General features: G+C 37.0%; 12 protein-coding genes. 4 read left to right on the plus strand and 8 right to left on the minus strand.

What is annotated here, in order from left to right:
• Window positions 1-82 precede the first annotated feature (82 nt).
• Both RCJ95_RS19805 and RCJ95_RS19810 read left to right on the plus strand, forming a co-directional pair.
• Window positions 83-3253 (plus strand): non-ribosomal peptide synthetase family protein, encoded by a 3171-nt coding sequence (locus RCJ95_RS19805; RefSeq protein ID WP_446722650.1) that lies wholly within the window; start codon window positions 83-85, stop codon window positions 3251-3253.
• A complete protein-coding gene (locus tag RCJ95_RS19810) occupies window positions 3250-3906 on the plus strand; it encodes a 4'-phosphopantetheinyl transferase family protein (RefSeq protein ID WP_221683014.1) in 657 nt (218 codons plus the stop codon). Before RCJ95_RS19805 ends, RCJ95_RS19810 begins: the two co-directional genes overlap by 4 nt.
• A 78-nt stretch (window positions 3907-3984) precedes the next feature.
• Here the strand turns inward: RCJ95_RS19810 and RCJ95_RS19815 are convergent, their stop codons facing one another.
• The 5 genes from RCJ95_RS19815 to groES all read right to left on the minus strand — a co-directional run bounded on the left by RCJ95_RS19815 (window position 3985) and on the right by groES (window position 9208).
• Window positions 3985-4995 (minus strand): ABC transporter substrate-binding protein, encoded by a 1011-nt coding sequence (locus RCJ95_RS19815; RefSeq protein WP_221683015.1) that lies wholly within the window; start codon window positions 4993-4995, stop codon window positions 3985-3987.
• A 10-nt stretch (window positions 4996-5005) separates the two neighbouring features.
• Window positions 5006-5767 carry an ABC transporter ATP-binding protein gene (locus tag RCJ95_RS19820; RefSeq protein ID WP_221683016.1) on the minus strand — a complete coding sequence of 254 codons (762 nt, stop codon included), beginning with the start codon at window positions 5765-5767 and terminating at the stop codon, window positions 5006-5008.
• A 4-nt stretch (window positions 5768-5771) separates the two neighbouring features.
• Window positions 5772-6851 carry a FecCD family ABC transporter permease gene (locus RCJ95_RS19825; RefSeq protein WP_221683017.1) on the minus strand — a complete coding sequence of 360 codons (1080 nt, stop codon included), beginning with the start codon at window positions 6849-6851 and terminating at the stop codon, window positions 5772-5774.
• A gap of 311 nt (window positions 6852-7162) precedes the next feature.
• Complete coding sequence (gene groL, locus RCJ95_RS19830; RefSeq protein WP_446722651.1) at window positions 7163-8794, minus strand: chaperonin GroEL; 1632 nt, start codon at window positions 8792-8794, stop codon at window positions 7163-7165.
• A 129-nt stretch (window positions 8795-8923) separates the two neighbouring features.
• The gene (groES, locus tag RCJ95_RS19835) at window positions 8924-9208 is read right to left on the minus strand and encodes a co-chaperone GroES (protein ID WP_004224358.1); all 285 of its coding nucleotides are present in this window, start codon (window positions 9206-9208) and stop codon (window positions 8924-8926) included.
• A gap of 171 nt (window positions 9209-9379) precedes the next feature.
• Between groES and RCJ95_RS19840 the strand changes: the two genes are divergently transcribed.
• Window positions 9380-10144 carry a CPBP family intramembrane glutamic endopeptidase gene (locus RCJ95_RS19840; RefSeq protein WP_312129900.1) on the plus strand — a complete coding sequence of 255 codons (765 nt, stop codon included), beginning with the start codon at window positions 9380-9382 and terminating at the stop codon, window positions 10142-10144.
• Window positions 10145-10221: 77 nt separating this feature from the next.
• Here RCJ95_RS19840 and tatC read toward each other — a convergent pair whose 3' ends face one another.
• The 3 genes from tatC to RCJ95_RS19855 form a co-directional block, all read right to left on the minus strand.
• Window positions 10222-11046 (minus strand): twin-arginine translocase subunit TatC, encoded by an 825-nt coding sequence (gene tatC, locus RCJ95_RS19845; RefSeq protein ID WP_257520661.1) that lies wholly within the window; start codon window positions 11044-11046, stop codon window positions 10222-10224.
• A 20-nt stretch (window positions 11047-11066) separates the two neighbouring features.
• On the minus strand, window positions 11067-11261 hold the full coding sequence (gene tatA, locus RCJ95_RS19850) for a twin-arginine translocase TatA/TatE family subunit (protein WP_004224351.1): 195 nt from the start codon (window positions 11259-11261) through the stop codon (window positions 11067-11069).
• A gap of 125 nt (window positions 11262-11386) precedes the next feature.
• A complete protein-coding gene (locus RCJ95_RS19855; protein ID WP_004224350.1) occupies window positions 11387-12022 on the minus strand; it encodes a redox-sensing transcriptional repressor Rex in 636 nt (211 codons plus the stop codon).
• Window positions 12023-12275: 253 nt separating this feature from the next.
• Between RCJ95_RS19855 and RCJ95_RS19860 the strand changes: the two genes are divergently transcribed.
• Window positions 12276-14219 carry an ABC transporter ATP-binding protein gene (locus RCJ95_RS19860; protein ID WP_221683020.1) on the plus strand — a complete coding sequence of 648 codons (1944 nt, stop codon included), beginning with the start codon at window positions 12276-12278 and terminating at the stop codon, window positions 14217-14219.
• Window positions 14220-14335 lie beyond the last annotated feature (116 nt).

A 14335-nucleotide genomic window follows, 5' to 3' on the forward strand; every position in this document is an offset into this window, starting at 1 on the left:
ATCGATTCACTACTGTGGACCTAATGACGCTAATCACTCCTTCATAGGTGTCGGCCCTTTTCTAAAATAGGAGTTGTCATAATTGAATAATAAACAAGAATTTGATGTACACCCATCACAGAATAATACGTATTCTTTTGACCAACAAACGCTACCATCCAATCGTACACAATTATTAAACGGAGAAGACTTACTCGCATATCAAACGTTAAACCGTACAATAGCTGACTATAATCAAAACACCACAATACCTGACGTATTTTATCAGGCAGCACAAAAATTTGCGGAACGAATTGCATTATCCTATGAAGGTGGAAGACTTACCTACCGTCAGCTAAATGAACAATCCAACCAAGTTGCTCATATGTTAGTTGCCAACGGTCTGCAAAAAGGAAACTATGTAGCGATAGTTATGGAACGTAGTAAAGAAACAGTCATTAGTTTGTTAGGTATCCTGAAAGCTGGTGGAGTTTATGTTCCCATTGATCCGAGCTATCCAAAAGAACGTTGTCAGTACCTATTAAACGATACAGGTGCTCCATTTATCATAACGAAAAACGAACATATAGCTCTACTGAATGATTTTATACATAATGATTCCCAAACACGCACAGTGTTCACAATCAACCAAATGGAGCAAGGGTATTCACAGGAAAATATCCAATGTGAACTTCTTCCCTCCGATTTAGCCTATATTATTTATACATCTGGTTCAACAGGTAAGCCAAAAGGCGTCATGCTTAAGCATGAAGCTGTCATTAATTTAATAACAGATAATCAACGAATCTACCATTCAACTAAAGAAGATGTTTATTCCCAGTTTATTTCTTTTAGCTTTGATCCTTCTATAACAGAAACTTTTACTGCTTTATTTTCAGGGGCAAGACTTCATATGCTTACAAGTATAGAGCGTGTGTCCATTGAGGCATTTGCTGATATGATCGACCGTGAGCAAGTAACAACCGCTACTGTTCCAAATGCTTTCTTTACACAGCTAGCTACACATTTACCAGTAAGCTATAGAAAAAAGCTTTCGACATTAAATTATTTATCTGTAGGTGGTGAAGCCCTATTGCCTGCCATTGTTCAAAAATGGCAAGACAAATTTGGACTTTCTACCGAAATTATTAACGTGTATGGACCAACTGAGTGTACAGTATTGTCCTCCTATTTTAAGGTGAAAAGTCAGATAACAGACATGCAATCTAGTATCCCCATTGGTAGCCCAATCGCCAATTATGAAATGTATGTTATTAATACGGACGATCAGCTATGTCCCGTTAATGAAATCGGAGAATTATGTATTGCTGGTGCTGGTTTAGCAGCAGGTTATTTACATCAGCCTGAAAAAACGGCTGAAGTATTTGTACCTCATCTCTTAAAGCCAGATCAAAAAATGTATCGAACAGGTGATTTAGTTCGACTATTGCCAACAGGTGTCATTGAATTTGTTGGACGTAAAGACTCTCAAATTAAAGTAAGAGGCTTCCGTATTGAACTTGGCGAAATCGAAACAGTATTGAGCAATCATACGAGCATTCAGGAAGCTGTGATCATTGCGAAGAAGATGGCTGATGGAAATAATCATTTATTTGCCTACTATACGGTGGCAAGTGGAATGCAGCTTGAGGAGAGTCTTTTAAGGGATTACTTAGCAAATCTTTTACCAGATTATATGGTGCCAGAGCAATTTATCGAATTGCAAGAAATGCCGTTATCCCCTACAGGAAAAATTGATCGAAAACACTTAGCTTCATTGGAACTAACTTTATCACGCAGCACTACATATATTGCCCCAGAAAATGATACACAGCGTATGCTTGCTACTGCATGGGAATTTGTACTCGGTATTGAGCCAATTGGCATTCACGATAACTTCTTTCATATCGGAGGGCATTCGCTAAAAGTGCTCGAGATTCTTGTACAAGTGAAAAAACATATACCATTCTTAAAGATTCAGGATTTCTTCCAATATCAAACAATTGCTGAACTGGATCATTATATTCGTCATTATCAACCAGAAGCGATTGAAGATCAAGACGAGCCAGCTAAAAGCATTGTATTCAAGGACTTAATGGAGCCTAGTCCTCTACAAGTCTCCCAAAACGTGAAGCCCTTGCCAATGACATCGGTATTACTAACAGGAGCTACAGGTTATTTAGGTAGTCATGTATTATATGAGCTATTAGCAACAACAACTGCGCACATATATTGCCTTATTCGACCAAGTACCCAAACTACGATTGAAGACAAACTAAGAGAGAGTATGCAATTTTACTTTGGCAATACCATTGCTCAGCAGATGAAGGATCGTATTACTGTTATCCAAGGTGACTTAGGCAAGCAACGTCTTCATTTATCTGATAAAGATGAACAAATCATTATGAAAGAAATTAATGCCATCATTCATTGTGGTGCAGACGTACGTCATTTCGGTGCAGCTGATCATTTTAATAATGTCAATGTGAATGGAACTCGCTACTTGCTTGAAATAGCCAAACAGAAACCAGGTGTGCATTTCCATTATGTATCGACAATTGGCATTCCAGAGGAGCTAGCCGCCATACAATGGGGACCAAATGAAGCAAAAGGTAACTTCAATTACAATGTAAAGCTTGATAATGTTTATACTCAAAGTAAGCTAGAAGCAGAAAACCTTGTTCGAAACGCTGTACAGGATGCAATCCCTGTCTCCATTTATCGTGTAGGAAATTTAAGCTGTCATTCTGAAACAGGTAAATTCCAACGTAATATCGATGACAATGCCTTTTACCGTATGATTAAATCAATGCTTTATTTAGGTAAAACACCTACTGCACAATGGCATGTTGACTTCACACCAATCAATTATGCTAGTCAGGCACTGGTTTCTTTGGCCAGCCAGCCAGCAACCAACGGCCATGTCTTCCATTTATGTAACCCTGTATCGCTTACTTATTTAGAATTAATCGATATGCTTAAGGAAGTTGGTTATGACTTAACAATTGTTTCAACACAAGAGTATACAGATTGGCTATTAAATGGTGATCATTCAAAAGGTGTACAGGAGTATTTATCGTTAGCCATTGCGCAGCTTGAAGGTGATGGAGCAAGTGACTCCCCATTTATCTTCAATTGCAAAAAAACGATAGAATTTTTAGCTCATACCAAGATTGAATGTGCGGCACCAAATAAAGCCTTTATTCACAGAATGATTCAATATGGCATTGATACAGGCTACTTTCCAGAACCAAAACAAGTCAATATAAGATGATAAAACAAACTATACAGTTATTTGCACTTCCTCTAGGAGTACAGTTAGCACCGTCAGAACGGGATGCTTTCCTTAAAGTACTCCCTTGTGAGGTGCAAAGAAAAGTTCAGCAATACAAGCACTGGCAGGATCAGCAAAGAGCGTTGCTAGGTAGCATTCTTATTAGATGGGCACTCATTCCCTATATAGATGAAGTTCTGTTATATCTAGCTCAAAATGAATTTGGGCGCCCATATATTGCAGGACACCCTCATTGGCAGGGAGATTTTAATCTCTCTCATTCTGGGAATTGGATCGTGTTAGCAGTCACCACTATCGGACGAGTGGGCATTGATGTTGAAGAAATAAAGCCAGTGAGTGAAGATGTGATGGTATATGCGCTATCTGAGACAGAGCGTCAATTGGTCTTTCATCAGCCTTTACATGTTTTTTATGAGTTTTGGACTTTAAAAGAGGCTCTTTTTAAAACAGGCTTATTGCCAAACTTATCGCCATATTTGCTTGATACCACCAACATAAAAAAAACAAGGAAAGACCTTTTTACTCATTTATTCTATCTCGATCCGCAACATCCTGTATGCGTCTGCTGGAACAATAAAAATTCTAAGTTAATAACCACAATATTAAATAAAGAGCAGCTTCTACAGTCATAACAATAATTATCATCCGTAATAAGAAAACGCTGCCCTAACGTGTCATTTATTCGACCCGCTAGGACAGCGCTTTTTGTTTTATTTAAATAAGTCTGGATACATTTCTTTTGCTAATGCTTCCATTCCATCAATCGTGTTATAGCCATAGCCAAACATATAATTGTAATCTACAATATACATTTGTTTATTTTTAATAGCCTTCATGCTGGAAAGTTTAGGGTTCGCATAAATATCTTCACGTACTTTTGTCAAATCAGAACCATCCCAGTTTGGTAGAATTAATACATCTGGATCTGCTGCAATTAATGTTTCAACACTTACATCGCCTGTTTCATCTTTGAAAATATTATCTAATTTAACCATTTTGAATGCATCATTAAAGAATGTTTCATCGTGTGCTGGATAAACAAAAAGCTCTTTTGGATCATTTGTATGCAGATAGGCAAATGTTTTTTCTTCTTTTATACTTTCTAATTTTGAGGAAATATCTTGTTGTCGACCTTTTAATTCTTTAATAAAGCTATCTGCTTTGTCTTGAACATTAAAAATTTCACCAATATTTTTTATATCTTTATAAATAGAATCATACGTGCCGCCTGTTACGGATGACTCTAAAACATATGTTTTTACACCCATTTCATTAAGAGAGTCTACTGTCCCTACTCCCCATTCAGCATTATCAAATAAGCCACCACGACCAAATACTAAATCAGGATCAGTACCTAATGTAACCTCTTTCCCAACATATTCATCACTTAAAATATTTAGCTTAGCATACTCTTCTTCAACAGATTTATCAACTGCGCCAAAGTTTGCACCAACACCAACGATTTTATCGCCTAATCCTAGATGTAATAATAATTCTGCAGCTGGGCGTGTATTTGCCATAATTCTTTCAGGTGCTTTATCAAATACTTGATCTTTCTTTTCCCATGTTGATCCACCTTCAGCCTTTGTAAAGTTCTCAATTGTCAGTGGATAATGCTCTTTTGTTTGTGTTTCCTTAGATGTATCTTTTGATGTGTTACCGCAGGCTGTTAATGTTAACAAAGCCGCTAAACCAATTCCTAATAATAATTTTTTCTTCATGTTTTTCCTCCTACAGTCCATATGCAAAGCCTAATCCATTCGTCACTGGATTAGTAAATGTTTTACATTTTATATGATATAAAGCTTCGATTGTTTCTGGTGTTAAAACTTCTTGGGGTGTACCATGTGCATAGATTTCACCATCTTTTACTGCATAAAGATAATCACAGTAATGTGCTGCCATTTCTAGATCATGAAGAGCTGCTAAAACACCGATTTTTAAACTTCTTACACAGGATAGTATTTCAATTTGATAACGAATATCTAAATGATTTGTTGGTTCATCCAAAATCATAAATTTAGGCTGCTGGGCGATCGTTCTTGCTAAAATAACCCGTTGCTTTTCGCCCCCAGATAGTGAAAGAAAACTGCGCTCTCTATAAGATTGTAAGTTTGTTCTTGTCAGTGCCTCTTCTACGATGTCAAAATCCTTTTGGTTATCTGACTCTAGCATTTTTTTATGAGGTGTTCTTCCTAACATCACCATTTGTTGAACGGTTAAATCAAAGTGCATTTCATTGAATTGTCCAACTACACCTAAGTGCTGAGAAATCTTTTTTTCGGGGCTTTTTAAAACATCTAAATCATCTAAGAAGACCATCCCTTTTTGAGGTACTAGACTTTTATAAATGCTTTTCAGTAAAGTTGATTTTCCGCATCCGTTTGGTCCGATTAAGCCCACAAATTGTTGCTTATTCACATGAATGGATATGTTTTTTACAATTTCCTTTTTGCCGATTTTTACTTCTATTTCCTTTGCTACTAATTCCATTGTTCTACCCTCCGAAGTTGTAACCTTTTTTTACAATCATATAGATAAATAATGGTGATCCTATGACAGAAGTAATAATACCAATCGGTAATTCTACATTTTGGATTAATGTTCTAGACAGAATATCCGCCCAAATCATGAAAAGGCCTCCTAAGAGCAATGTTCCTAACATTAATCGTTTGTGATCTGCCCCAAAAATACCCCTCGTGATATGTGGAATAATTAAACCAACAAAGCCGATCATACCTGCATAAGCGACCATCGTTCCTGTAATAAGCGAGGTAAGAATCATATACAATTTACGATACGCACTTAAGTTGATCCCTAAGGTGATAGCTGATTCATCCCCAAGTAGCATTGTATTTAGCACACGATGTTGGAAAAGGAATAATGCAGCTCCTAGTACAATCACGATTGTTAAAATTGGTGTTTTGTCCCAGCTGGCAGATGCTAAACTTCCCATAGACCAGAACGTAACAGTTTTGATACCCTCTGCATTATTGGCGAAAAAGATGATAAGGCTTGAAAACGAGCTACATAATGCACCGATAACAACCCCTGATAAAACCAATTTTACAGAGGTTGCTTTACCTCCAATGCTGGATAAGATAAGCACTGCCATAGAGGTAATCATCGCCCCTACAAATGCACCAAAGGCTACTCCAAATTGTGCTAACAATGCACTACTCCCAAAACCAACTAGAATAGCAAAGGTTGCACCTAATGACGCTCCTGAAGAAATACCAAGTATGTATGGATCAGCAAGCGGGTTTTGGACAACCGCCTGCATGACAGCCCCACACATAGCAAGTCCGACACCAATTAATAAGGCAAAAACCACACGCGGCATTCTAACCTGTAGAATAATATTCAAATAGGATTCACTTTCCACACTATCAAGTGTTCCAAGTTTTCCATTGGATATAGTATGTAGCAAAATATCCATCGATTGCTTAAAAGGTATGCTGACTTGTCCTATTGATACAGAAAAAACGGCAGATATTAAAATAGAGACTATTAAAAGCAAGATAATAACATAATAAATATTGCCCATTCCTATTCTGTTAGCTTCCTGTCTATCCAAAATTTCACCTCTATCTATTAAACTTTTGTTAATGATAACGATTATCATTTTCATTTTGTATTGTAAGTGATAATCCACTGAAAAACAACAGGAAAATTTTTAATTATAGATTATGCATACATTTAGTAGATGAACATTCCACTAATGGCGGGTTTTGATTCACCAAGATTATTGTTTCAAAAGAGAAAATTTAGGGATTTTCAATTAAACTTTGTTCTAATAAGAAATCCAAATAAAAAACCACTTTCCATAAAATTATGGAAAGTGGTTATATTTACTTGCTAAATTGTGCTTATAGGCTAAGCTAAATCTTACATCATTCCTGGCATACCGCCCATGCCGCTCATATCTGGCATTGCTGGTGCTGCTTCAGGGATATCTGCTACAACCGCTTCTGTTGTTAAGAATAGAGCTGCAACTGATGCTGCATTTTGTAAAGCTGAGCGAGTTACTTTTGCTGGGTCTACTACGCCTGCTTCCATCATGTTTACCCATTCGCCAGTTGCTGCATTGAAACCAATGCCAACTTCTTCACGTTTTAGACGATCTACGATAATTGAGCCTTCAAGACCTGCATTATTAGCAATTTGACGAACTGGTTCTTCTAAAGCACGTAGAACGATTTTCACACCTGTGGATACGTCGCCTTCTACTGCTTCAGCCGCTTTTTCTACTGCTGCATAGACGTTTAGAAGAGCAGTACCACCACCTGATACGATACCTTCTTCAACAGCCGCACGAGTCGAGTTTAAAGCATCCTCAATACGAAGTTTACGCTCTTTTAGCTCTGTTTCTGTTGCAGCGCCAACTTTGATAACTGCTACACCACCTGCTAATTTTGCAAGACGTTCTTGTAATTTTTCTTTATCGAACTCTGATGTAGTTTCTGCAAGTTGTGCACGGATTTGACCAATGCGTGATTCAATTGCTTCTGCTCCACCTACACCTTCAACGATTGTTGTGTTGTCTTTAGTTACAACAACTTTTGCTGCACGACCAAGTGCAGAAATATCAGCTGATTTTAGATCTAAGCCTAATTCTTCTGTAATCACTTGTCCACCTGTCAGGATAGCAATATCTTCAAGCATTGCTTTACGTCGATCACCGAAACCTGGTGCTTTTACTGCTACAGCATTGAATGTACCACGAAGTTTGTTCACAACAAGTGTTGCAAGAGCTTCACCTTCTACATCTTCAGCAATCATTAAAAGTGGACGACCTTGTTGTACCACTTGCTCTAATAATGGCAATACTTCTTGAATGTTTGTAATTTTTTTATCAGTAATTAAAATGTACGGGTTATCAAGAACCGCTTCCATTTTATCTGTGTCCGTTACCATGTAGTGAGAAGCATAACCACGATCAAACTGCATACCCTCAACTACATCTAGCTCTGTTGTGAAGCCTTTTGATTCTTCAATTGTAATAACTCCATCGTTACCAACGCGTTCCATTGCTTCAGCGATTAGTTGTCCAACTTCATCATCTGCAGCAGAAATGGCAGCAACTTGTGCAATTTCTTCCTTATTGCTTACAGGGCGAGAAATAGCATGTAATTCAGTAAGTGCTGCAGCAACTGCTTTATCGATACCTTTACGGATACCTACAGGATTTGCGCCAGCTGTAACGTTTTTCAAGCCTTCACGAATAATTGCTTGGGCTAATACTGTTGCTGTAGTTGTACCATCACCAGCGATTTCGTTTGTCTTAGAAGCAACTTCTGCTACTAATTTTGCTCCCATGTTTTCGTATGGGTTTTCTAGTTCGATTTCTTTAGCAATTGTCACACCATCATTTGTAATAAGTGGTGAACCGAATTTTTTTTCTAAAACAACATTACGTCCTTTTGGTCCTAATGTTACTTTTACTGCATTTGCTAATTTATCTACACCTTGTAACATTAATGAACGAGCGTCTTCTGAGAATTTAATATCTTTTGCCATGAGAATTTACCCTCCTGAAATGGAATATTCGTTAAGCTTCTTCAATATATTTATAACAATTTCACCTTATTGTCACATTTGTTATGCAAACAATAAGCATCCACCTTACGTAAGGTGCCTTTAATGTTCTTATTCAATAATTGCAAGAATATCGCTTTCGCGTAAAATTAGGTATTCATTACCTTCAAATTTAACTTCTGTGCCAGCGTATTTAGAGAAAATAATGCGGTCGTCAACTTTAACGTCAAGCTCTACACGTTGCCCGTTCTCTAATACACGACCTGTCCCAACTGCTACTACTTTACCTTCTTGTGGTTTTTCTTTTGCAGAGTCAGGTAGTACAATACCGAATGCAGATTTTTCTTCTACCTCGATTAGTTCAATTACAATACGATCTCCTAGTGGTCTTAACAAGTGAAACAACCTCCTAATAATTAAATAATTGTTGATATTTATTAGCACTCTATATCAATGAGTGCTAACACAATTATTATGATAATCAATCACTCTTTTTTTTGCAAGTCAGAACTTCAAAAAATTTTGTTTTCTTTCCATATTCCTCTACAATAGAAAGGAAGCATATGAATGGAAAGGATTTTGATTGTGACTAATTCTCAAAAAGTAACGAAACATAAAAAAACAGCCCTGTATGTTTTGCTGATTTATATCTTGATGCAAATCTCTAGCAGATGGTTGCTCTTACCGTTCCATAAGCTCATCATGAAGGTAACTGGTTTAGCTTCTGAACAAGCGGCTCCTATTACTCAAGGTTGGTATATTGCCCTAAGTTTTGCGGTAGCGCTCATTTTAAGCTTAATCCTTACATCTCGAGATAAAGCATTTTGGAACATTTATCAAGGAAAAAAAGAAACGATACCTCTAACAATTGTGTGGGGAATCATCGGCTTCTTCCTAGTGTTCTTTGGACAAATGATTGGTGCAGCTATTGAGATGGCTGTTTTCGGTATTGAAGGAGGCTCACAAAATACTGCTGATATTGTCGCAATAGCTAAAGGTGCTCCCATTGCCATATTAGCAATTGTTGTATTCGGGCCAATTTTAGAAGAATTCGTCTTCCGTAGAGTAATCTTTGGCTCGCTTGTCCAAACAACAAATTTCTGGGTGGCAGCAATTGTAAGTGCCATTTTCTTTGCGATTATCCACTTCGACTTCTCTCATATCTTACTTTATACCATTTGTGGTTTAATCTTCGCCTTTTTATATCACAAAACAAAGCGCATTTGGACGTCTATTATTGCACACGTCATGCTTAATGGATTTGTGACACTTGTACAATTCTATGCGGAACCATTGCAAAAGTTTCTTCAAGAACTCGAAAAAATGCAATAAATTTTTGTAAAGCGATTGTAAGCTGCAAAAATAACACAAAAGCTCGGTGTCCCATTTAGGGCACCGAGCTTTATTTATTACTGTTGATTCAATTCTTCTATTTGTCGTCGTTGCTGCTCAAGTGCCTCTTCAATCTGACGCTTTTGTTCTGCTTCCTGCTCTTCTTTTAAACGGATCTCTTCAGATTTTAAATATTTGCGATAGCCTATTTTCGCTACCCAAACACTAAACTCATAGAGTAAAAACATTGGTACTGTTACGATTAAATGACTCATTAAATCTGGTGGTGTAATCATAGCCGCAATGACAAAAAGTCCGAAATAAGCATATTTTCTGTTCTTTGTCATAACTTGTGGATTTAGAATACCCAAACGTGCAAAGAATAGGAGTACAATTGGTAATTGGAAAACAAATCCAAAAGGTAAGGTGATTTGAAATAAAAACGAGAAATACTCATTAATTCCAATTGTTAGTTGTACACCTAGACGGTCAGATAAATCAATCATAAAGTTCAATACATATGGAAATAAAATAAAGTATGAAAAAACAATTCCAGCTACAAATAAGATAAATGTAAAGGGTATATAGCTTAATGTTACCCGACGTTCCTTTTCATATAGTCCTGGTGAAATAAAGGCCCATAGCTGATATAGAATAATAGGAGACGTGAACAATAAGGCTATATAAAAAATCATTTGAAAATAAATTTTTATAGAGTCTGTTATTCTGAACGCGTTTAAAGAGAAACTCTGTGCGGTTTCACTGCTTTGTAAAAAATGAATAAGCGGCTCCGCCAAAAAAAACGCTCCAGCCACCGCAATAACAAAGAAAACGACTGCAAAGTAAAGTCGTTTCCTTAATTCTTCTATATGCTCAATGACAGTTTGGTTGTTTGCATTCATATTAGAAAGACATCCTTCAGTTACTTATCATCGTTTTTTACTTCGATGACTTTCTTTTTATCATTATCATCATCATCTGCTAACCCTTTAGTAGCATTTTTAAATTCACGCAGTGTAGAACCCATAGCTTTCCCTAACTCTGGTAACTTTTTAGGGCCAAATATTAAAATTGCTACAATTCCAATAATGATAAGGCTCATAGGACCGATACCCATTACAGCCACCTCCTCTTATATATTTTACATTTTAACTCACTTTCGATAATTTGGCTAACTAATATTATGTGAAAGTTTTACGTCTTGCTATTCACCACAACAGCTTAAACACGCTATGTAAAGAATCACTCTTCCTGATTACGAATTAAATAAATAAGCGCTTGCAACTCTACCGATAAATCGATGGTTAAAAGCTGCATTCTATCAGGTACTGTTAATCGCTCTGGCGTAAAGTTTAAAATTCCCTTTGCATTCATGGCAGCTAAGCGATCCGCCATTTTTTGAGCGGAGCGTGGTGAAACGGTTAAAATAGCAAGCTCTGCACCGTATTCTGCATATTTTTCTTCCAATAAATCTGGATGAAAAACCGGAATGTTACTGATCATTTTGCCATCCTTCGGTGCTTTTGAATCGAATGCTACCACAATATGTGTATTATGGTTTTTTTGAAAATTATATTTTAATAATGCACTGCCTAAATTCCCCACACCAATTAACGCTACTTTTGTCGTTTCATGTTGATCAAGCGTCTGGCTAAAAAATTGTAATAGATGCTGCACATCGTAGCCATAACCTTTTTTCCCAAGTGCACCAAAATAAGAAAAATCACGGCGAATAGTTGCAGAATCTATTTTCATCGCTTCACTCAATTCCTTCGACGAAATACGTTCCATACCTTCTTGTGCAAAGTTTTGAATAAATCGATAGTAAAGAGGAAGTCTTTTTGTAGTGGCTTGTGGAATTTTTAATTCTTGTTTCAAACTTTTTCCTCCTTATGATGTACCTCCATCAATTTTACTGTCTTTAACTACTAATTTTAATACATTCATCCTTAACAATATACAATATTTTTGCAATCCCCTGCTGTATTTCTCTTTAGTTAATGGCGCCTTATACGCAGCTAACTAAAAAGAAATCGTTTCAATCTTACATGACTGCTAGGAATAAGTAAAGCACGGACATTGCATGCAAATCGTTCATCCATTACACTAAGGTAGAATTGAGGTGTCAAGAATGATTGTTTTACAGGTCAATCAACTAACTAAATCCTTTCTTGCAGATGAAATTTTAAGTGGTGTTAAATTAGAAGTTCAACACCGTGACCGTGTTGCCTTAGTAGGACGAAACGGTGCAGGTAAATCTACTTTATTAAAAATAATTGCTGGTCAAATGTCTTATGATTCAGGTGATATCATTATCCCAAAGGATATTCAAATAGGCTATTTAGAGCAACATGCAGGATTAAACTCTACGCTAACAATTTGGAATGAAATGATGACTATATTTGAATCTCTTTTAGCCCAAGAACAGCTGCTACGCTCACTTGAACAACAAATGGCTGATCCTACTGTCTATGAAAACCCTACTATGTATGCGAAGGTTATGTCGGAATATGATCAATTACAGCATACGTTTAAAGATGCAGGTGGCTATCAATATGAATCAGACATACGCTCAGTCCTTCATGGTATGCAATTTTATTCTGAAGACTATGACAAACCCATCAGTTCCTTATCTGGTGGACAGCGCACACGTTTAGCACTTGCTAAGCTCTTACTTAGTAAACCAGATCTTTTAATTCTCGATGAGCCAACGAACCATTTAGATATCGAAACACTATCTTGGTTGGAATCCTATTTAAAGGGCTATGAAGGCGCTATTTTAATTGTTTCCCATGACCGCTACTTCTTAGACCAAGTCGTTTCTATTGTCTACGAAGTATCCCGACATCGCGTTACCAAATACCCTGGTAATTATAGTGCATATTTAGATGAAAAAGCTAAAAATTATGAGCGTGATGTCAAACTCTATGAACGTCAGCAAGATGAAAAGGCTAAGCTAGAGGATTTTATCCAAAAAAATATTGCACGTGCTTCTACAACAAAAATGGCACAAAGTCGACGTAAAATGCTTGAACGTACAGAGTGGATGGAATCGCCGGATGGTGATGAGAAATCCGCTAGTTTCGGTTTCACGATTGAACGTCAAAGTGGAAATGACGTGTTATCTGTTGATGAATTAACGATTGGTTATAACGATCGTACCATTTCTAGGGGGATAAACCTTCGCACTTTTCGTGAGGATCGCATTGCCCTTGTTGGACCAAACGGAGTTGGTAAATCGACACTATTAAAAACAATTGTAAAAGATTTATCCCCTCTTGCAGGTAGTATTCGTTATGGTACGAATGTACAAATCGGCTACTATGATCAAGAGCAAGCAAAGCTATCGAGCAATAAGAGTGTCCTGAAAGAATTATGGGATGAATGGCCACTCATGAACGAAAAAGATATTCGTACTGTATTAGGGCGTTTTCTTTTTAGTGGTGAAGATGTGGATAAAGCTGTATCCTCTTTATCGGGCGGTGAAAAAGCACGCCTTGCACTCGCAAAGCTAATGATGCAAAAGGCTAATTTCCTAATTCTGGATGAGCCTACCAATCATTTAGACTTAGATAGCAAAGAGGTATTAGAAAATGCCTTGATTGATTATCCTGGTACGCTTCTATTTGTCTCACATGACCGCTACTTCATTAATCGTATCGCAACGAAAGTGGTGGAGTTATCTGGAACGGGTTCATTTGAATATTTAGGTGACTACGATTATTACGTTGAGAAAAAGCAGGAACTATTGGAGCTAGCACAAATGAAGGCTGCCTCCCAACCACAAGTACAGCAAGACCTGCCTGATAAAACGACTACATCAAAAATTGATAAAGAAGCAAAAAAACGTGAACGTCAAATTAGACGTACGATCGAAGATTTAGAAAGCAAGATGCAAGAAACATCTGCTATTGTTGCAAGACTAGAAGAGGCTCTTTGTGACTCTGCCATTTTCACCGACCATGAAAAAATTTCAATGCTTCAAGCAGAATTAGCAACTGCTAAAGAGCAGCATGAGCTATTAGAATTAGAATGGCTTGAGTTAAATGAAGAACTTGAAAATATTAGTATGTAAAGGATGTAAGCCATGTGAAAGGTCACATGGCTTTTTCTTTACTTGTCTTCATTTTTCATATATATTGGTCAAGTGCTATTTTTCGACAAAAAATGCCCACAGTTTTATTCACACTA

The sequence above is a fragment of the Lysinibacillus sp. BSL11 genome (genome assembly GCF_052928325.1).

Coding starts and splice junctions, on each gene's coding strand:
- RCJ95_RS19820 (WP_221683016.1), bottom strand. CDS start 5,767: ATGGAATTAGTAGCAAAGGAAATAGAAGTAAAAATCGGCAAAAAGGAA.
- groL (WP_446722651.1), bottom strand. CDS start 8,794: ATGGCAAAAGATATTAAATTCTCAGAAGACGCTCGTTCATTAATGTTA.
- RCJ95_RS19840 (WP_312129900.1), top strand. CDS start 9,380: ATGGAAAGGATTTTGATTGTGACTAATTCTCAAAAAGTAACGAAACAT.
- RCJ95_RS19860 (WP_221683020.1), top strand. CDS start 12,276: ATGATTGTTTTACAGGTCAATCAACTAACTAAATCCTTTCTTGCAGAT.
- tatC (WP_257520661.1), bottom strand. CDS start 11,046: ATGAATGCAAACAACCAAACTGTCATTGAGCATATAGAAGAATTAAGG.
- RCJ95_RS19815 (WP_221683015.1), bottom strand. CDS start 4,995: ATGAAGAAAAAATTATTATTAGGAATTGGTTTAGCGGCTTTGTTAACA.
- RCJ95_RS19810 (WP_221683014.1), top strand. CDS start 3,250: ATGATAAAACAAACTATACAGTTATTTGCACTTCCTCTAGGAGTACAG.
- tatA (WP_004224351.1), bottom strand. CDS start 11,261: ATGGGTATCGGTCCTATGAGCCTTATCATTATTGGAATTGTAGCAATT.